A 20796-nucleotide genomic window follows, 5' to 3' on the forward strand; every position below is an offset into this window, starting at 1 on the left:
CATCGTCGATCCTTCCCACCAAGCTGAGCTCGGCGTGTCGAACCAAGGACCGGATCAACCGTTATTCAGACAGTCCCTCGCACCCACAATTACCTGACAGTTAGAGCGGCGAAAGAAGAACGATACGTAACACATTCGTGCATGATGTGCCCATGACTACCAGCGTCGTAGCTGCGACCGAGTCCGGTGTGACCGCGATTGCGGTGTGGACCTTGATTCTCGTCGTCATCGCTGCGCTCGGTGCCGCGTTGGCTGCGCTGAGTGTTCGACGCGTGGGCGCGAAGGAGGAGGTGATGTCGCGGGAGTTGGCGGCGTTGCACACCGCCGTCGATCGTCAGGTGCGCCAGTCCAGCGACAACGACTCGTGGAACCGCGACCAGGTGACCGCGCGATACCAGGAACTACTCTTCGCGCTGTCCAACGTCGATCGGGTTGTTGCCGAGGAGATTTCGGCAGCGGTGGTCTCCACTCCGGTCGGCGACCTGAAGGCTGCGACACGGTCTTTGGACAAGGCCTACGACCAACTGAATCTGGCGCTCACCGCCGCACTGGTGGTCGCACGCAGGCGCGTCCATCCGTTGGCGCTCGAGTTGTCCACGGGCATCGATCGTCGGGTGTTCGCACCGCTCGCTCCCGAAACCGGAATCCCCGCTCCCGCACACGAACGTCTGCAGAGCGAGCATGCCTACATCACCAGAATGCACTCGTTGCTGCTCAAGGCGATGCGCGCCGATCTGGGTCTGCTCGATCCCAGCGCCGAGGCGACACTGATCTTCACGACGAAGGAAGTGGAATCCGGTGTACAGGCGGACCGGTCGACGGCAGCCGGCCGCAGTGCCGTGCAGCTGATCGATCTGCTCGAGGATTTCGGTGTGATGCCATTGCTCGGGGCCGAGGACGACTTCGTCATGTCCGACGCGTTGCTGGTCCAGTGCGAGGAGCTCTACAGCGCGGTGAGCCCGAACTTTCAAGCGGTGCTGCGGCACATCGGCGACGAAATCCATCTCGCGATCAAGCCCGATCTCACCGACGATCGCCTCGAAGAGATCTACGAAATAGCGGTGCGACTGGTCGAAGCCGGATTGCGCGGAAACATCCACCGCAGAGACGGATTGGACGGCAGCAGCCTGTTCCTCATCGACCCGACCCACAAGGCGGGAATGGATCGGGTGTAGTTCGGACCTACTGCGCAGTCCCGCGCGAGCGGTGACGGACGAGCACCAACGCAGTTCCGATGACCAGCCCCACTGCGGCACCCCACGCCAGATACGCCTCGGTGTTCGGATTGATCGGTGCATCCGACGCTTCGGCCTGGCTGTACATCTTCAACGCCACTGAGGGAGCCCCGCCATCCTCGGGAGCCTCCAGGTCCGCAATAACTGCACTCAACTCTGTGGCCATAGTGTTCGCAATATCGGCCGCGAGCTCCGGCGAGGAATCGGTGGCGACGATGTCGAACACAACGGTCTCTGGCGAGTAGGTCATCGTCACCTTGTCGTCCAACTCCGCCGGAGTGAGATCGAGTGCTAGATCGGCGATCACTGCCGACGCAACAACGTCGTTCGTCACCAATCCCGCATACGCCGGAATCGCCTGTTGCGAGAACAGGTTTCCCTCGTACACATCAGGGCTGTACTTCGCCCCTGAGGTAGAGACGAACATATGCGCACGCGATTCGTATACCGGTGTCGTCAGCAAGGTGATCCCGAACGCCGTTGCCATCGCCAATGCGATCGACACCGCGACCACGCGCCAACCCGCACCGATGATCGTCCCCACACTTCGCACCCACATCGCGAGGGCTCTCGCTATCAGCTTCCCACCGGCCGGAAGCCCGCACCCGGTGCCCCCGATGCACTCAGCAATCGCATCGATTCCGACGCCGATGCGTAGGCGGTGGGACTGAGCAACGGAACGCCCGAGGCATGGCTGGCGATCCCGACGAGCGTGGTACCTGCCACCAGCGGTGCCCCGGAGTCGGCCCAGACGGTGACGGCATCGGGCATCAGGTCCCCGCCCCGGTTCTCGACAATGGTGCCGCACGTCAGTCCGCTGCCAACTCCGCTCTTGCAGACCGGCTGACCCACCGATCCGGTCCCGATGTCCGTCACGGTGACTCCGCCCAGACTGGACACCGGCGTGACCTTGGTGGGATCGAGGACGATGACGCCGTAGTCGGGTCCCCAATGCCCGACGGCCGTGGTGCCGACCGGGGCCGTGGGCGATCCGACGAGGGTGACGGGCAGACCCGTACGCAGAATGCAGTGGCCTGCGGTCAGGGCGACGAGTCGGCCGGCGTCGTCGTATCCGACGGCCGCGATGGAGCAGGCGGTGAGGTCGTCGATGCCTCCAGTGGTGACGAAGCCACTACCGGGTCCGACGACCGGAAGAGGTGCCGCAGCAGCGGTTCCGGGAGCCATCGCGCTGACGGCCAGCACCGCGGCAGCGAACAGTCCACTGACACAACCGAGTTGGGCCTTCTTCATTATGCGGATTCCTGTCCGGTGATCGTCGGGCCGGGGCGTAAGTGTCCTCAAATCCTGGCACAGATGACTCGCGCACGTGTACCGGGTGAGCGTTGCACGCGACAATACCTCCATGCGTACGACCACACGGCTAGGAGCATTTCAAGCTTCGTGCGCCCGATTGCATGGCCGCCCGAACGTTCGATTCTGTAAAGTCTCGACGCATGGCATACGGGTACGCGCGCAGCGCTGGACAACATCTCGTCGACCACCTGCGAGAGACCTTGATCGCGGCGTGGTACGAAATGGAAGACAAGAACGAGTTACCGACGAACGCGGAGCAGTACGCCGACTCGGCACTCCACACCGTCTTCGATGCGCTGTCAGGTGGCGTTGCGACGATCAACCGACAGAACGGCCTGTACCCCACTGACCCACGCGACCCTCGAAACGACAAGCTGTAGACGATTCTCGTCCGCTGGCGTGACCCCATCAGGGAGTCGAACAACCCTGTGCGCGAGCTCGCCGATGCGCCGGTCATCGCTGCCGCACACTCGTGCGGGTCATCGGACGGTCTCATCTACGGGAACGTGTTGCATTGCCCGCGCGGGTGCCTCCTAGATCCTTATTGCGCGAAGTTTTGGACCCGCCGCACCAAGACGGCCCAGGCAGTGTCGGACAGCTTGCCCTAAGCCGGTCCGACCGACTGAGCACGTTTGGCGAGAGCAGTAAGAGCCTGCTCACGCTTCGAGTTGCTCAGCGGGCCGCTGGCAGCATGCACTATTACTGCGTGCGCAACATCCCGCGGTTTCTGGAGCACAAGAGGTAGTGGCGGGTGCGGATCATCTGCGATGCCAAGATTGACCTCGCGAACATCTAACACGGTTACTGACGCCACCCCGTTGTCCGGGGCGTTCTTCGCGTCCTCCCACGTGAAAGAGTTGTCCTGCAGGATCGAATGCCTATAAACGGAACAGCCGTCATTCTTGTTGAACTTGAAAGCGCCCCTGCTGAAAACGATGCTGCCGTCAGTCTCGTCCACCAGAACCATGTGCTCCATTGGGATCCTTGGCACACGTCTATACAGCATGTCATCACCGGGAATGGTGAGGTCGTCTGCCTTGATCACAGGGGGCGCGACAGGAGGTCCGGCAGTCACTAGATCAGAATGCGCTTCTGAACTTTGGGGCTGAACTCCTCCAGAAAACGACGTGCTTCGTTGATCAACCGGGCGACTCCCTTAGCGTCGAACATGTCAACATCTGAATCGAAGCTAAAGAGCTCGTGGCCCTGGGGGGATAGCGCCCAAGCCACGATGTCACCGTCAGCCGAAACTGATAACGACATGTGATTGCCGCCGATCAACCACTCAACATCAACGCCCCCAGTCCTTTGAGGCGAGAGTTGCGGAGTCGCGAGGTTGTCTTCAAAAATGAATGCGTCGACGAGCATCAGAACCAGCTTCGCCACGCTAGGCGCTACGGGTAAGCCACCTTCCTCATCCCAGTCACGTCGGAGTTTCATTAGCTTGACCAATTGCTTCTGGGTATACCCCATAAGGGCACTCCGAGACACAATGGTGTCAGTGTTCCAGAATCCCCAACTCCCTGAAAGGAGAGCGTGACTATCGACCAAGAAAGTTGATGCTCGGACAGGGGCCATCGTCGCGTTCCCTGGGAGTTCGCATGCGGTCGTCATAGTTTGATCTCCCACCTTCGGTGCATCTTCGGGGTAGTCAACTGAGCGAAGCTAGTTACTCCGATCGCGTGAGCGCGGCCAAGCGCTTCTTGTATAGGATTCGCATCCTCATTGATCACCGTTACTCGTGTGATCAACGTCATTGAGACACGGTTAATCTCACCGGGTGTGCGTGACACTGAGATCCTCTGCTCGCCCACAGCATCATCCTGGTTTTTCCCATCGAGTTTCATGACCAGCTCAATGGAAGGTTCCGCAGCTTTCATTTGAAACTGGTCGGACAGGATGGTCAATACGTCGAAAAGCGTCTCGTCAGGCTCCAAGTAGAAAGCATTTACGAAGCTCACTTCTGCTGTGATGGGTTGTAGCGGTCCAAGCCCGAAGGCCTCCACCTGCTCGGCAAATCGTAGCCAGTGACTGTCAAACCTCGGCGCTAGGTATCTATAACGGGGATATGACTCGGAATCACTTATCCGTCTCCAATTAAGGATGAAACGGTCACCCTGGATCTGGATCAGCTCGGTGTTCGCTCTGTTCAATAACCACAAACGTATGGGTGGGACGCCGGCGCTGACCTCAAAGTTGAACCCTGCGGGACCAAACGGACCGCCAGTGGGAGGAAGCGCGGGCTGTTCTTGCACGATCGGATAGTCGTTCGCCCAAGTCCGCGCAACATCTACAAGCGGCACGACAGTCAGCGCAGGGAGGGGAAGGAACTCCACTCCCATAGCCACCTCGACTACAGGAGGCTGGGCAAACGAAGGCAGCGCCATCGCACTCGGCCCCATGTCAACCATGCGACAACTCTAGCCACAGATAGCTCGGCTCGTTCACGTAGCTCCATTCTGACTCGTTTCAGAACTTTCGAAACGGCACGCACACCCTCTCATCTGTCAGAACAACGTTCAGCTGTAAGGGATCGTTCCGCTCGTCGCTGAGACCGATCTGAGACACCTGCTGCCCGCGAACGTGATGCAAAACGCCCGTACTCGCGCTAGCCCGCCATGGAAGCTAGATCGACTACGACGTCGGCCGCGTGAGACACCTGCTTGTCTCGTTGCAACCATTGCGATGGCCATCTCGGAACCTAGATGTAGCCCGTCAACGTCTGCGGTTCCGATTCCCGCCGGCGCTGCCGAGACTGTGGATGCAGCGGCGTTCTCAGTCGTCATCTGCGTAGCGGAGACGACGACCGAGACGTAGGAGTAGTACCGGGAGGCCGATGTGCCCGCACCTGCCACGGTGATGATGCGACCGCGGTCGGCTCTGCTGAACGCGGCTGTTGCCCTGGTCGTCGTGCTCAACCCCGATGTCATGGCGGCGTCTGTGGCGATGCGATTGCCCAGCTCCCAGTTGCCTGAGTTGCGTGCGCTCGACGGCGTCTGCAGCCTCAAAATACTCCTCCAAAGGGGTTTCCGGCCGCGCCCGCCCGTACGACCACTCCGTTGGCAACCCCCAGCGAGCGCAGCGAAGGTTGTCGGGTGCAGTGTGGTGCGGCGTCTCGGATCCGGTCGTTGTACTGAACTCACGGCGCATTTGACGCCTTGGTGGCCTGCCCCGCTTCGGTCGACCACCCATCTGTCGACAGCGAAAACGGTGTCAGCGTGGTCGCCAACAACTGGCACCCACTGTCCGCCTGATGTCGCCACCCCTTGATCGAGTCGGCTGCGAGGTGGACGAATGTGCGGGCTGTTTCCCAGGTCATTGATTCCGTACTTGCAGATGACATCGGTGCATCCGGGCATCTAGGACCGGCGTCGGAAAGACTTCTGGATCAGCACGAACTCCACCGCGCGCTCGCCCGCATTGGCGCGGTTGATCGTGGGAATCCTGCGGTGAACAGGGCGCGGTTGATGTATCCCCAGTAAGCGTTTCAGTCCAAAGCGACCGACTTATCGCCCTCGCCGCGCCGATCGAGTCACCGAGTACGCCGACAATCCGAATCAACTCGGTGCTTGACTCCGACAATTGCAATCGGGCCGTAAGCAGGGTTGTTGCCGATGGTGTTTACGCTGCCGGAGCTGTTGCCATTCAAGGAGGGGCAGTCGGCGTGGTCGGTCAGGGGACCTGTCGCCCGCCCATGCCGAGTGCGGTCGAGCCAGAGATGACGCGACCGTATTTGGTGGCGGCGTCGGCGAATTGCTTCGTCGATCGCGAGGATGTCCATCAGGCGTTCACGGTCTCACTAGACGCGACGCGACCGCACTGTCGCGGCTGTACATGGCGGTCTTGCCCGCCTTGATCTCGGACTGAATGCACCCCGCAGAGTCGCGGGCATAGGTGACGGAGATGGCGTTCTGGACAGCCGATGTGATCCGACCGGCACTGCCGCAGGTGAGCTCGGTCTCCACTTGGGGCGAATAACGTATGTCGACTTCCACTTCTGGAGGGAACCGACGGCCAGATCATCGAGGCACCAGCCGTGACGAGGCAACTAGTGGGGGCCGACGACCGGCCCGGGTGGCGCAACAGCGGTGCCGGTGGACGTCGCGATGAATGCCAGAACCGAGGAAGTGAACAGTCCAATGGCAACAAAGCGCCGGACATTCTTCATAGTGCCCGCCACGTCATCGGCCAACCATCCGATTCCGAATAAGCACAGCAACTCCCATCCCGATCGAAGCCAGGATCAGCGGTGCGGCTATTGCCATGTTCGCACCGACGGCGAGGAACAGGATGAGTAGCGCCAGAGCCGCGAGGAAATACACGGCCGCAAAACTGGGTGCCCCAGAAACTGTGTGCATGGAATCCCCAACGTCAGAAGCAGTCTCATTCGGACCGGCGGACGAGAAAAATCGCGGACATGCCCCTCGCCGTTAGCCAGGGTACTAGTTTGACTCGTTAGTCAAGTGTCAGTCGCACACTCACTTCTCGGGTATGTCTGCAGCGGCCAGCGTGAATTGCACGACGTCGATGCGTGAACTCTTGAATCGCGCTGACGAGCCGGTGAGGTATTGCACGTATTTTTCGTACGTCGCCTCCGAGGACACGGCAATGGCCTCGTCGCGAGACGCGATCAGTTTCTCGGCCCAGGTATCGAGTGTCCTCGCGTAGTGCAACCTCAGAGGATGCTCCCGCAGCAACTCGAATCCGGCGTCGGCGGCTTTCGCCTTGATCACCTTGACGAGCGTCAACTGTCCGCCGGGAAAGATGTCGCGCAGAATGAAGCGTGAGAAGTGCGCATCCTCACGCGTGAGGCCGCCCGCACCGGAGGCCGGGTCGGGTGGGGTGATGACGATGGTGTGCAACAACATTCGTCCGTCGACGGGCAGTACCGAGCGGCACTTCGCGAAGAATGCCGAGTACCGGTTACGCCTGAAATGCTCGAACGCGCCGATACTGACGATCCGATCGACGGGCTCGTCGAATTCCTCCCACCCCTGCAACCGGATGTCGACGGTGCGGTCGGTCGACAGATCGGCCACGACGGTGCGACCGTGCTCGTACTGATTTCGGCTCAACGTCAAACCGATGACGTTGACGTCGTACTTCTCGACCGCCCTCTTGGCGAGAGCGCCCCAGCCACAGCCGATGTCGAGCAACGTCATGCCCGGCTTCAGATCCAGCTTGCCGAGGGCGAGGTCGATCTTGGCCGTCTGCGCCTCCTCCAGCGTCATGTCCTCACGCTCGAAGTAGGCGCAGCTGTACGTCATACTCGGGTCGAGGAACAACGCGAAGAACTCGTCCGACAGGTCGTAGTGCGCTCGCACGTCATCGACGTACGGCTCCAATTGTTCGCTCATCACGCCACACCTTTCCCCACAGCTTCGGTGCCGATCACTCGGCCTAGTGCACGGGCACCGAACTCGCCCAGCATGTCTTCGTGTTCCACATCGACCGGGTGAACCGACATCCGCCCGCCCACGAACTGCGTCCACTGCTCCGCACCGTGCGAGCCGCGAGCGGCGAAGTAGTGCACCGACCCCGCGAACACAGCAGGCGCGTACGACGCCACCCAGGTGGGAGACTCCGCGACGGGACGATACATTCGCCGCAGATGATCCACGGTGAGAAACGCCAGTTCACTTATGTTCTCGCGCAATCGATCCACGATGGTCTCGAACGAGTCACCCTCGACCCCGAGCTGACGAGCAAGATCGTCGATGCCGAACTCAGCGGCACCCTCCGGTGCCGAGAGCTGCGCGTCGACGAGCGCCAGCAGCGCGACGTCCTCACCTTCCGACTGCAGTTGCGTCGCAACAGCATGCGCGATCACGCCGCCGAGCGACCATCCGAGCAGATGGTAGGGGCCGTGCGCCTGAACACCTCGGATCTCGCGCACGTATCTCTCGGCGAACTCCTCGATGGAAGTCGGCGCAGGGTCACCGTCGGCGATGCCGGGCACCTGAAGGCCGTACAGCGGACGTTCGGTCTCCCCGAGCAGCGAGACGTAGCTCCACGCGATTCCGATGGCCGGGTGCACACAGAACAGCGGTGCGCCCACGCCCTCGGTTCGGAGCGGAAGCACCACCTCGAAGGCACTGTCCGCACCATGCTCGCCCGTGTCGAGTTGCGCTGCCAGGGCCGAAATCGTCGGATGTACCAGCAGCAGGCTGATCGGAAGCCGGCGGTCGATCCGGTCCCCCAGCGCATCCATCAGCTGTACTGCGGAAAGGGAGTGCCCACCGAGATCGAAGAAATTATCGTCCACACCGATGTCCTCGGCGGCGACCTGCAATACGTCGGAGAACACGGCGTGCACCAGTACTTCGTTCGCGGAGACCGGGGCGCGTCGTTCGGTCGACATGATCGAGGGCTCGGGCAGCCTGCTCGCATCGACTTTGCCGGACAACGTCATCGGGAGTGCGTCGACGACGGTAACGGTACTGGGCACCATGTACGCCGGGAGTGTCCTGGCCAGGAACTCGCGAGCCTCCCGCGGTTCGACGCCGCCCACCACGTAGGCAGCGAGCGACTGCCCACGACCGATCACGCTGGCCTGACGCACATCTCGGTGACGCAGCAGTGCCGCTTCCACCTCGGACAGCTCGATGCGGTGACCGCGAACCTTGACCTGCGAATCGACTCGGCCCAGATATTCGAGTTCACGATCGCTGCCCCGAACAACGCTGCTTTGAACAACCCAGCGCACCAGATCGCCTGTTCGATAGAGCCGACCGTCACCGAACGGATCGGCAACGAAGCTGCTCGCCGTCGTTCCGCTCTGTCCCAGATACCCTTCGGCGAGGCCTGCCCCGCCCAGGTAGAGCTCTCCGACGACGTTGTTGCCCACCGGGCGTAGACGGGTATCGAGTACCACTGCGTCGAAGCCGCGAACCGGTCCGCCGATGGTCACCGGCACCGCCGGGCCCCACTCACGCTGGTCCGTCGTGCAGGTACTCATGACGGTCCCCTCGGTGGGGCCGTAGGCGTTGAACACCGAGCGTCGACGCGACCATCGTTGCAGCAGTGCCGAATTGGCGGCCTCGCCTGCCATGACGATCACTCGAAGCGACGGCACGGCCTCTGCGTCGGTCACCTGTAGGACGGTCGGAGTGAGGCACGCGTGGGTCACCTGATGTTGCTCGATGAGCGCTTCGAGTTCACGCCCTCCGTGTACTTCGGGCGGAACGATCACCGTGCTGGCTCCCGCCCCGACGGCCATCAGTGTCTCGAAGATCGACGCGTCGAAACTGGGCGACGCGAACTGCAGCACCCGCGATCCCGGCTCCACTCCGAAGAGATCTCGTTGGCTCTGCACCAGATTCGCGATGCCGCGGTGCGTCACCCGCACGCCCTTGGGCACTCCGGTGGAACCGGAGGTGTAGACGACGTAGGCCACGCTGTCCAGCGGTGCTTCGCGACCATCGACGCGGTCGAGCTCGTCGCCGGTGACGCTCACCCAGTCGGCACCGCCCGAATGGAAGTCGGCAGCCGAGATTCCTGTGACCGGGGCAGCGCGATCGAGAATCTCCTGCACTCGGGCCACGGGTTGAGACGGGTCGATGGACAGGAAGCCCGCTCCGGTCTTGGCCACGGCCCAGATCGCGACGAGGTAGTCGACGGAGCGAGGATAGGCAATCGCCACCAGTACACCTGGCCGAGCACCCGCGCGGATCAGTCTGTCGGCGAGCGCATTCGACTGTCGATCCACCTGACGGTAGGTCAACGATCGCGAGCCCTCGATCACCGCGACATTGTCGGGCCAACTCTGCACTGCCTGCTCGAACACTGCCGCCAGTGTGAGTCCGGGTGCACTGTCGCGGTGAGAGGTAACGGCCGACGGGGCGTGCCCGAACTCCGCGCTGCCCAGCCGAATATTCGGCTGCGTGGAGACCATCGTCAACACCTCGGTCAGGCGCTCGGCGAGTCCGAGAATCACCGATCGCGAGAACCGTGCGGGCGAGTACCCGAGATGACCGATCAGTCCGGCCTCGGACTCGTCGACCAGGACCTCGAGGTCGAACTGCGTGTCCGTGATGTCCACGCGACGCGGGGTGATCGACGTCGACCCCAGTTCGATTGTCGGAGTTGCCGTATCACCGAAGGCCAGGAGCACCTGGAACAGCGGATGGGTATCGACGGCGCGGGTGGGTTGCACCGCATCCACCACCTGCTCGAACGGGACGTCCGAGTTCGCGAATGCATCGAGATCCCGGTCGCGGACCGAGGTCACGAAGTCCTCGAACGTCGACGACGGATCGACCTCCGTCCTGAGCACGACGGTACCGACGAACATGCCGACGAGGTGATCGAGTGCCGGGTCGGTTCGGCCACCCACCGGGGTCCCGATGGCGATGTCCTGGGTACCACTGGCTTCTGCGAGGACGGCGGCCAACGCCGCGTGGACCACGACGAACACCGTTGCGCCCACACGATGCGCGAGCGAACGCAGCAGCGTGAGGGTGTCCGGGCCGACGGAGAACTCCACGGCCGTCGCATCGGCCGAGGGATCAGGGGTTCCGGTCGGCAGGTCGAGGAACTCCGGCACACCGGCCAGGGTGCGACGCCAGAACTCGAGCTGATCCGACGCCACGGCGTCGATCACAGTGCGCTGCCACACTCGGTAATCCGAGTAGTCGACGGCGAGAGAATCGAATTCCGTTGTCGATCCGGCCATTCGGGCCAGCAGAGCGGTCTCGACGTCTCGGGCCAGTGGACGGAGCGAGAGTCCGTCGACCGCGATGTGGTGCGCAACAACGGACAGCACCCGCTCACCGCCTCGGTCCAGCAGGCCGAGGCGTAGCGGCGCTTCGAGGGTCAGATCGAAGCCGTGCAGGGCTAGAGCATCGTGCCCTGCATGAGCATCGTCCAACGTCGACAGCACGATCTGCGGGTCGAGAACAACAGTGACGGGACCATTCGCGGTCGACGGGTACACCGTGCGGAGCGGTGTATGCCGTTCCAGCACATCGGCTATCGCGGCGCGCAGAACATCGAGGTCCAGGCCCGCCGGAAGCGGTACCTCGACGGCGATGTTGTACGCGGCCGAGGTCGGGTCGTATCGATTCTGCAGCCAGATTCGGCGCTCGGCCGGGGCAAGACCGGGGTACGACCGCGCGTCGGGATCGTGGAGCAGAGCGGGAAGCGGAGTGTAGTTCTCGGACAACAACTCGATCGCCGACGCAAGCTTCTGCGCGGTGGGAGATTCGAAGACGGTCCGCACCGGAACATGAGTACCGAGCGCCGCGCTGATGCGGGTTGCAGCACGCGTCGCGACGAGGGAGTCCCCGCCGAGGACGAAGAAATTGTCGTCGACGGCAGGATTCTCGATACCCAGCAGGTCGGCGAAGATTCCGAGCACCACCTCCTGCGCCAGGGTGCGCGCCCCCGCCGGATCGCCCTCCGGCAGTGTCTCCGAGTACAGGGCGTCGAGATCCACTTTGCCGTTGCCGGTCAGCGGAATACCGTCGATCCGGGTGATGACCGCCGGCTGCATCGACAACGGCAGCCGGTCCAGCAGCCACTGGGCAGCGTCCTGCCCATCGAGGCCCACCACCCAGGCGTGAATTCTGTTCTCGCGTACCGCTGTCACCACTCCACCGACGTCGGGGTGCGCCGTCAGAACACTCTCGATCTCCCCCAGTTCGACGCGCACACCGTTGATCTGGACCTGGTCGTCTCGGCGCCCGCGGTAATCGAGCATGCCCGACGGCTGCTGCCGAACGAGGTCACCGGACCGGTACATCCGCGTGCCGCCGGGTGCCGCGACGAAGCGCGCGGCGGTCGACGTCGGGTCCGCGTGGTAGCCGCGAGCCACGCCCGAGCCTGCGAGGTACAGCTCCCCGACGCCACCGAGTGGCACCGGATGCAGTCGGTCGTCGAGCACGAGCGCGCCCACATGATCCAGCGGCCGACCGATGGTGACCGGTTCCCCGGCACGCAGCGACTCGGCCAACGTGGCCACCACCGTCGCCTCACTGGGACCGTAGGCGTTCAGCATCGACCGCCCGGCCGACCAATCGTCGACAACACCGGTGCCCAGCACGTCACCGCCGACGGCGACGGTCTCGATCCCGGGGGTCGGCGGCACGGTGGCGAGCACCGCGGGTGTGGACAGGTAGTGGGTGACACGATGCGCAGTGAGGAAGGCCGACATCTCGTCCCCGCCGAGTAGGTCCGGCGGCGCGATCACCATGGTCGCCCCGGCCCCGAAAGCAAGGACGAGTTCGAGCACTGCGGCATCGAAGTTGACCGAGTAGCCGTGGAGCACGCGCGAACTCGATGTCACGCCGTACCGCGGAATGACCTGCTGCGCAAGCGCATACACACCCTGATGCGTCACCACCACGGGCTTGGGTGTTCCCGTCGAACCTGACGTATGGATCACGTAGGCGGGGTGCGTCGGTTTCAGCGCTGCCAGGCGATCCGCATCGGTCAGGGCCAAACCGCTGAACTGCTGGGCCTGCGTCTCGTCGAGCCAGTGCACTGTCGGCTCGAATCCGCCGAAGCCGATCTCGATGTGCTCCAGCATCTGTTCCCGGCGAGCGGCCGGGTACCGCGGATCCACGGGTACGAACGCGCCGCCCGCCTTCACCACGGCCCACAGCGCGACGATGTATTCGGCCGAGCGTTCGAGGGACAGTGCGACAAGAGTTTCCGGTCCGACGCCGTGTGCGATGAGCAGCCGGGCGATCCGGTTCGAGCGAGAATCGAGCTCGGTGTACGTCATCGATTCCAGGCCGTCGATGGCGACAGCACCGGACATGGCTGTGCCACCGCTCAATACGTCCAGCAGCGTGCCGTCGGGCATCGACGATGGCAGGGCCGGCGTGTCGGCAAGCGCAAGATCACCGACGACAACAGCCGGGTTCGCGACCGCTGTGTTCAGGATGGCCAGAATCACCGACGCAAATTGTTCGACGGTGGCCCGCTGGTAGAGGTCCACCGCGTACTCGATCTGGCCGGTCGACGACGCCGAATCACCGTGTTCGTCCTCGAGCACGAGCGTCAGATCGAATTCCGAGGTGCGAGTGGGTATCTCGAGCACCGAGACGGGCAAGTCCTCGACCGATCGGTGCGTCGCATTGTCGAATGCCAACATCACCTGGAACAGCGGATGCCGGTCGAGGGATCGATCGGTCGCCAGGGCGTCGACGATCCGCTCGAACGGGACGTCGGAATGCGAGAAGGCGTCGAGGTCAGCGGTGCGGACTGCATCGAGCAGGGACGCGAAACTGTCCGACGGGTCCACAGTGACTGCGAGAGGAAGGGTTCCGACGAACATCCCGACCATCTCGTCGAGCGCTTCGTGTCCTCGCCCTGCGGTCGGAGACCCGACCACCACCCGGTTCGAGGTACCGAAGCGGCTCAGGGCCGCAGCCACGGCGGCGTGGACGACCATGAACGTGGTCGAGTTGGTCGATCGAGCCAACTCACGAATGCCTGAGTGCAGCTGCGGCCCGATCTCGAACGGAACTGCGTCCGTTCTCATCGATTGCACCGCAGGCCTGGGGAAGTCCGCCGGTAGCTCTGCCGCCGCGGTATCGGTATCACTCAGAACCAACGCCCAGAACGAGAGCTGTTCTTCGGCAACCGAATCCACCACTGCTCGGTTCCATACCGCGTACTGGCCGTACTGCGCGCGCAGACGTGGCCAGGTGGGCGCGTGACCTGCTGCCCGAGAGGCGTGGGCGAAGGCGAAGTCGCGTACGAGTGGGTCGACCGACCACCCGTCCATAGAGATGTGGTGCACCACCACCACGGCGACGGTGTCGCCGGATTCGTTCACGTTCAGAAGCGTTGCGCGGATGGGTACCTCGGCCGATACATCGAAGCCCGCGGTCGCGGCCGCTGCGACCGCGGAGTCCAGGTCACGCTCGGTGACAGTGCGTTCGGGTACGTCGACGAGGACGGTGTCGGTGGGCCGCACCACCTGCCGCGGACCGTCGTCGTCGGACGGGTAGTAGGTGCGCAGGGCTTCGTGTCGTTCGATGACGTCGCGCAGGGCCGTCAGAACCATCGCGGGATCGTCAGCGGCTCCGATTCGCACTGCCACGGGCATGTTGTACGCGGGCGATGCGGGATCGAACTGGTTGAGGAACCACAGCCGCTGCTGCGCGTACGACAGCGGGATACGCCCCGGCACAACGGTATCGAGTAGTTCGAGCGACGGCTCGGAAGCAGAAGACGCGTCGATGGCCGCCGCGACTGCGCGGACGGTGGGGTCGGCGAACAGGACGGTCAACGAGATTGCGGAACCGAGGCGTGCGAGAACGCGGGTAGCACTGAGCGAGTCACCGCCGAGCTCGAAGAACGAGTGCTCGCGCCCCACCTTCTCGACACCGAGGACGTCGGCGAAGGCTCCCGCCACGGTGCGTTCGGTATCAGACTGCGGTGCCACGTATTCGGTATTAACGAATGCCGTGGGGGCCGGCAACGCACGACGGTCGACCTTGCCGCTCGCCGTCATGGGCAGCGCGTCCAAAGCAACGACGGTGCTGGGAACCATCCACGCGGGCAGACGGTTCCGCAGGTGACCGTCCAGCTCCGCCGAGCCTCCGGTGACGTACAGAACGAGTCGGTTGTCGCTCACGACGGCCACGGCCGCGGTCACTCCCGCACACGTTGTGGCCGCGGACTCCACCTCGCCGAGTTCGACACGACGCCCGTGCAGCTGAATCTGCTGGTCACTGCGGCCGAGGTACTCCATCGTGGACCCGTCGAACGACCGACGGACGATGTCTCCTGTGCGATACAACCGAGCTCCGGCTGTCCCGGGGTCTACGACGAACCGCGTCGAGGTCAGCCCCGGCTGCCCGCTGTAGCCGCGGGCCAGTCCGTCTCCACCGAGATAAAGCTCGCCGACGCCTCCGTACGGCGTGGGCCGCAGGTGCGCGTCGAGCACCAACGCCCTCACACCCGGCAGTGGCGCGCCGATGGTCACCCGTTCGGCGGCGCGCATCGGGTCGGACAGCGTGGCCAACACCGTCGTCTCGGTCGGCCCGTATGCGTTGCGCATCGTTCGATCGGCGGAGACGAACCTGTCTCGCAATGCGGGTGGGCACTCCTCGCCTCCGACGTCGAAGACGTCGATGGAGCTGAGGTCGGCCGGGTCCAGAGTGGCCAGCACCGTGGGCGAGGTGATCAGATGCGTGATCTTCTCGCGGTCCAACACGCCGGCGAGGGCGGGACCGGCGTAGACGTCGGCCGGAGCGATCACCAGGGTGGCACCCGCAGCGAACGCGGCAAGGAGCTCCTGGATGGATGCGTCGAAGACCGGCGACGCCGCCTGCAGTACGCGCGAATCGGGGGTGACGGCGTATCGGTCGACGACGTTGGCTGCGAGTTGCGCGAGCCCGCGGTGAGTGACGCTGACAGCCTTGGGTTTACCCGTCGACCCCGAGGTGTGGATGACGTAGGCCTCGTTGTCGACGTGCAGGGTCGGCGGCGTGAACGCGATCGGGTCGGCGTCGAGCAGGTCCTCGATGAGCAACCATCGGACAGTGCTCGGAAGGTGTTGCGCAGCGGCACGAGTCGTGATGCCGAATTCCACGTGCGCATCGGCGAGCACTGCCGTCAGCCGCTGGGCGGGCTCGGTGGGGTCGAGTGGAACGAACGACGCGCCCGAGATCGAGACCGACCACGAGGCAAGCAAGGATTCGTAGGATCGTTCGATGGCGACGGCGATTCGCTTCTCCGGGCCTGCTCCGATCGAGGCGAGTTGCGCAGCAATGTGTTCTGCGACCCTGGTGAAGTCGTCACTGGATTGATCGACTCCGGTGGCACGCACCACCGCGCCGGTCGTCAGCAAAAAGGGAAGCAGTGCGGGGGCTACGGTCGCCGTGGAATGCCCGCCCAGCAGCGCTGTCTTCTCCTCGGCACCCAGCACTTCGAGCTCGGACACCGCGAGCCCCTCGGGGGCATGGACCACCTCGCGCAGGAGTGCCAGGAAGCGACGGTGATGGGCCGCGAGCTCGTCGGTGCTGTAGAGAGCCGGGTTACCGAGGAAGTCGACGCGGGTGCTCGTGCCTGCGACACCGGGGTAGACGTTGACCATCATGTCGTCGATGGGGCCGCTGGAGAGCACGCGGTATTCGCCGATCACGTCGCCGAGCCGAATTGTGCTGTTGTACATCATGATGTTGACCGTGGGACCGAACACCCCGCGTCCGGCAGCGGCACTGCCGGTACCGTCGCCGGTGGCCCGCTGCATGTCCTCGACGCGGAATCGCTGATGGCGAAGTGCGCCGGTGAGTTCCACCTGAATCCGTCGAAGGAGTTCTTCGACGGTGACCCCTTGTTCGACGCCGATGCGCAGCGGCACGACGTTTGACATCATGCCGGACGATTCCCGCAGTTTGGTGGTCGCTCGGCCCGATACCGGCAAGCTGAGCATGACGTCGTCGGTGTCGGTCATGCGCGCGAGATAGAGCGCGAACGTGGCGAGCACAACGGGGACGTCGGAGGAGTTGTACCGATGTGCCACTGCTGCAACGGCTTCGGTGAGGTCTGCGTCCAGCACAGCACCGACACTGACCGTCACTCCGCTGGGAGCGGCAGGCTCGTGTGGGCTGCCGCCCAGCCGAGGGGCCTCGAGGTGGCCGTCGAGTCGACCGAGCCAGTACTGACGGTCGGTCTCGTAGCGGGAGGAATTGGGGTATGCGGCCTCGTAGTCGTAGATCTCCCGCACTCCGATGGCGCGGGTCTTCGGGATCTCGGTGCCCGTGATCAACGCGGTGTACACCGCAGCGGTGCGCTCCTGCACCGAGATTGCGCCGAGGCCGTCCATCACGATGTGGTGAGCCCGGCTGTACCAGTAGTAGTGGCACGTGCCCACCTGGATGATCTCGGAGGCGATCAGTTGGTCGCGAACCAGATCCACAGGTTTCCGGTACTGCTCGTCCATGTAGCGCTGAGCATCGGCGATGGGATGCTCGCAGTCGGTGAAGTCGCGGTAGATCATCGCGTACGGCACTCGCAGATCCGACCACTGGTACGGGTGACCGTCGTCCACGCCGATCCGCACTGCGGGCGATTCGAGCCGTCGGCAGGCGATGTCCGTCGCGCGAATCAACACGGACGGGTCGATATCACCGCGGATCTCGACGTATTGAGCGATGGTGAACGGCACACCCGGGGCCAGCTGCTGAGCGAGGTAGATGTTCATCTGAGCAGCCGACAGAGGGAAGCGGCCATCCTCGAACCGATCGTCCGCCTCTGGCGACACTCCCCGACCTCCTCAACGCACGCACCCTGACGGCTTCGATTCGGCCGGCGGCACCGCTCATCGACGTCGATCTTTTCATCGCCCACTACAAACTAGTCGACACACTGTGAATGCTCTACCTGGATCGAAGACAGGTACGCCAGATCGACCACTCCCCTTTAGGCTGTGCACTCGAATACATTTCCTCGACCGAGAGGCCACCGACGATGGCAACCAGTTCCACCGATACCCGGGGTCGGAAATCGGGCAGAAAGCGGCCGATTCTCATCTCGGTGGGGGTATTTCTGGTCATTGTCATCGCTTTTGTGGTGTGGCTCGGTTACGAGGCCTATTCCGCGCAGTCGAGTTTGACCGCCACTCGCGACTCGGCCACACAGGCCAAGGACGCATTGCTCGACGGCGATTCGGCCGGGGCCGAGGCCGCAGCGGCCCGCGCCTCCGAATCCGCCGACGATGCGGTCTCGGCGACGACGTCCATCCCGTTTTCGATAGCCAAAGCCGTTCCATACCTTGGTAGTCCTTTGAAATCGGTAGCGCAGATCAGCGACGTGGTGCAGGGATTGGCCGTGGACGTGCTCGCCCCGGCGTCGGCCGCGGGTGCGAGCTTGAATCCGAGCAGCCTCGTCGAGGGCGGCGGCAAGGTGGACACCGCGGCCCTGCGGGACGCGCAGCCGGTACTGCAGCAGACCTCCGCCGCAGCCGACGAGCTCAGTGAGCGGGCCCAGCAGGTGGACGAGCCGGCGTTCCTCGGCGTGGTGGACGAAGCTCGCACGTCGTTGATCGATCAGACTCACGAACTCGCGACTCTGCTCACCAACACCCGGATCGCCAGTGAGCTGCTGCCGTCGATGCTCGGCGACAACGGCCCGCGTAGTTACTTTCTCGCGTTCCAGACCAATGCGGAGGCTCGGGGTACCGGCGGGTTGCTCGGTGGCTACGGAATCATTCGGGCCGAGAACGGCACGGCTCGCGTCGACACTCTCGGTGCCAACAACGAACTCGAATTCGCGGAACAGCCCATCGATCTGGGGCCCGAATACAACGCGCTGTGGGCCCCACGCAACACCACCACCGATTTCCGTAACTCGAATGCCAGCCCGCACTTTCCGTATGCCGGCCAGATCTGGTCGTCGATGTGGACGGAGCAGACGGGTGAGGTGCTCAACGGTGCTATCGCCACCGACCCGATTGCGTTGAGCTACATCCTCGGTGCCACCGGCCCGGTCACGTTGGCCGACGGTGAGCAGATCACGGCAGACAACGTCGTCGAAATCACCCTCAGCACGGCGTATTCCAGGTTCGGCGACGACCAGTTGGCTCGCAAGGCATACCTGCAGGAGATCGCGGCGGCAGTGGTGCAGAAGATGACCACGGGCGCGGCACCCACCAGGTCTCTGCTCGACGCGGTGGGCCGCGCCGGCAGCGAGGGCCGCATCTCGGTGTGGAGCGCCGACCCGGCCGAGCAGGCAATTCTGGCCGGCACCAAGGTGGGTCACGTGTTGCCGGACAGCCCGGCCCCGTACGCCAACGTGGTGGTCAACAACGCCGGCGGCAACAAGCTCGATTACTACCTGACCCGCGACATCACGTATTCGGCCGAATCCTGCACCGCGGGTACCCGCAAGTCGACCGTGACGGCAACGCTGACCAACAACGTGGATCCGGCGGGCCTGACGTCGTACGTGGCGAGCACGTTCCAGCCGACGGTGGAGTACGGGACCAACGAATCGATCGTCTATCTGTACGGCACTCAGGGCGCGAAGATCACGTCCATGAAGGTCAACGGCATCACGGGATTCTCCATCCAGGCCGGCACCGAGCTCGGCCGGCCGGTGCAGGCTGCATACCTCACGATCCCGCCGGGTCAGTCGCAGACGGTGACGTGGGAACTCGAGGAGCCGTCGGCTCCGGGCAAGGCAACGGTGCCCGTGCAGCCTTTGGTGGATCAGCCAACAGTGACCATCGACGTTCCGGAATGCTGATCGCACCGTAAATTGCCCGCATCAGTCATTCACTCGAATGAACTTTTATGCGATGGCAGGCCAAATAACGTCCGCTGATAGAGCTACAACTGCTCGCGTTATGCGCCCGTTCGGATCGCGGCCAGACCGGGCAGTACGGCAAGATCAATGGGCATGACCTACCAGCGCATCTTGAACGCAGACCTGGTCGCCAACCGACGTAGCGCAAAGGGCCGACTGGTGATGCGACTGTTCCGCATTGGCCAAGCACTACCGCCGCGAGCCCGTCGCTTCTACCACCCGATCTACTACATCCTGGTCGACGTAGTCATGGGAATCTCGTTACCCCTACAGACTCAGATCGCCCCAGGCTTGCTGCTGCGCCACGGACAGGGCATCGTCATTTCCTGGAAATGCCGCATCGGATCGAACTGTGAAATCCATCAGAACGTGACACTCGGCGAGAAGGACAACGCCGCGCCCACGCTGGGTGACAACGTGACCGTGGGCGCGAACGCCGTGCTCCTCGGCGGCATACACGTCGGTTCCGGTGCGAGCATCGGCGCTGGCGCTGTCGTCCTCCACGACGTTCCTGCGGGCGCTACCGCGGTAGGTAAGGCCGCTCGGATTATCGAGTCATCCAACTGACGCGCACACCAAACCTGGGCAGTACGGCATGATGCACGCTCGATTACGCCCTCGGCATCACGACGCCTTGAGCACCATCAGACCGTAGAAATAGAGGTCTGCTGCCATGGCATCGGCGGCGGCTGCAGCGTCACGCTGAACCTGCAAGGCGATCGGCCGCGACGACCATCCGACCCGGTTCTGCAGTCGCGCGGGAACCTGCGCGTTTGCGGCAGTCGGCGCTGTGACGTTCGTGGCCCCTCCCGCTGTGAACACGGTCGGGTTCGTTCCGGACTGGAAGGTGCCAGCCGCGTCTCCCAGGTACAGGAAGTTGCAATGACGGCGCTCAGTGAAAGTGCCCAGATCTGATCTCTGAAAGTGCTCACCCGTGTGGCTCCGCCAATGAGGGCGGGCCTCCTCCGATGCTGATGGTCTC

General features: G+C 63.5%; 12 protein-coding genes. 4 read left to right on the forward strand and 8 right to left on the reverse strand.

Annotated features, from left to right (window positions below; all coding sequences use genetic code 11):
- Positions 1 to 152 precede the first annotated feature (152 nt).
- On the forward strand, positions 153 to 1175 hold the full coding sequence (locus R3P95_RS21560) for a hypothetical protein (protein ID WP_269596876.1): 1023 nt from the start codon (positions 153 to 155) through the stop codon (positions 1173 to 1175).
- Positions 1176 to 1182: 7 nt separating this feature from the next.
- Here the strand turns inward: R3P95_RS21560 and R3P95_RS21565 are convergent, their stop codons facing one another.
- Together R3P95_RS21565 and R3P95_RS21570 are read right to left on the reverse strand one after the other, a co-directional pair.
- Entirely contained in the window at positions 1183 to 1779 is a 597-nt protein-coding gene (locus R3P95_RS21565) for a YveK family protein (RefSeq protein ID WP_317549466.1), read from the reverse strand.
- A gap of 32 nt (positions 1780 to 1811) precedes the next feature.
- Entirely contained in the window at positions 1812 to 2486 is a 675-nt protein-coding gene (locus tag R3P95_RS21570; RefSeq protein ID WP_269596874.1) for a chymotrypsin family serine protease, read from the reverse strand.
- A gap of 203 nt (positions 2487 to 2689) precedes the next feature.
- On the opposite strand from R3P95_RS21570, the gene R3P95_RS21575 reads away from it, so the two are divergent.
- Positions 2690 to 2929 carry a hypothetical protein gene (locus R3P95_RS21575; RefSeq protein ID WP_269596873.1) on the forward strand — a complete coding sequence of 80 codons (240 nt, stop codon included), beginning with the start codon at positions 2690 to 2692 and terminating at the stop codon, positions 2927 to 2929.
- Between the two features lie 224 nt (positions 2930 to 3153).
- Here the strand turns inward: R3P95_RS21575 and R3P95_RS21580 are convergent, their stop codons facing one another.
- The 5 genes from R3P95_RS21580 to R3P95_RS21600 form a co-directional block, all read right to left on the reverse strand.
- Complete coding sequence (locus R3P95_RS21580) at positions 3154 to 3525, reverse strand: hypothetical protein (RefSeq protein ID WP_269596872.1); 372 nt, start codon at positions 3523 to 3525, stop codon at positions 3154 to 3156.
- 98 nt (positions 3526 to 3623) lie between these two features.
- Positions 3624 to 3935, reverse strand: a complete 312-nt coding sequence (locus tag R3P95_RS21585) for a hypothetical protein (protein WP_283347933.1) — start codon at positions 3933 to 3935, stop codon at positions 3624 to 3626.
- Between the two features lie 224 nt (positions 3936 to 4159).
- Positions 4160 to 4960: a TIGR04255 family protein gene (locus R3P95_RS21590; RefSeq protein WP_269596752.1), complete on the reverse strand. Its 801-nt coding sequence runs from the start codon at positions 4958 to 4960 to the stop codon at positions 4160 to 4162.
- A gap of 2067 nt (positions 4961 to 7027) precedes the next feature.
- Positions 7028 to 7906: a cyclopropane mycolic acid synthase family methyltransferase gene (locus R3P95_RS21595; RefSeq protein WP_269596751.1), complete on the reverse strand. Its 879-nt coding sequence runs from the start codon at positions 7904 to 7906 to the stop codon at positions 7028 to 7030.
- Complete coding sequence (locus R3P95_RS21600) at positions 7906 to 17772, reverse strand: non-ribosomal peptide synthetase (protein WP_317549467.1); 9867 nt, start codon at positions 17770 to 17772, stop codon at positions 7906 to 7908. Before R3P95_RS21600 ends, R3P95_RS21595 begins: the two co-directional genes overlap by 1 nt.
- Positions 17773 to 17978: 206 nt before the next feature.
- Between R3P95_RS21600 and R3P95_RS21605 the strand changes: the two genes are divergently transcribed.
- Together R3P95_RS21605 and R3P95_RS21610 are read left to right on the forward strand one after the other, a co-directional pair.
- Positions 17979 to 19754: a DUF4012 domain-containing protein gene (locus R3P95_RS21605; protein ID WP_394855449.1), complete on the forward strand. Its 1776-nt coding sequence runs from the start codon at positions 17979 to 17981 to the stop codon at positions 19752 to 19754.
- A gap of 153 nt (positions 19755 to 19907) precedes the next feature.
- Positions 19908 to 20381, forward strand: a complete 474-nt coding sequence (locus R3P95_RS21610) for a serine O-acetyltransferase (protein ID WP_317549469.1) — start codon at positions 19908 to 19910, stop codon at positions 20379 to 20381.
- Positions 20382 to 20438: 57 nt separating this feature from the next.
- Here R3P95_RS21610 and R3P95_RS21615 read toward each other — a convergent pair whose 3' ends face one another.
- The gene (locus R3P95_RS21615) at positions 20439 to 20636 is read right to left on the reverse strand and encodes a hypothetical protein (RefSeq protein ID WP_317549470.1); all 198 of its coding nucleotides are present in this window, start codon (positions 20634 to 20636) and stop codon (positions 20439 to 20441) included.
- Between the last annotated feature and the right edge of the window lie 160 nt (positions 20637 to 20796).

It is taken from the genome of Rhodococcus cercidiphylli, from assembly GCF_033042225.1.
Taxonomy (GTDB): Bacteria; Actinomycetota; Actinomycetes; order Mycobacteriales; family Mycobacteriaceae; genus Rhodococcoides.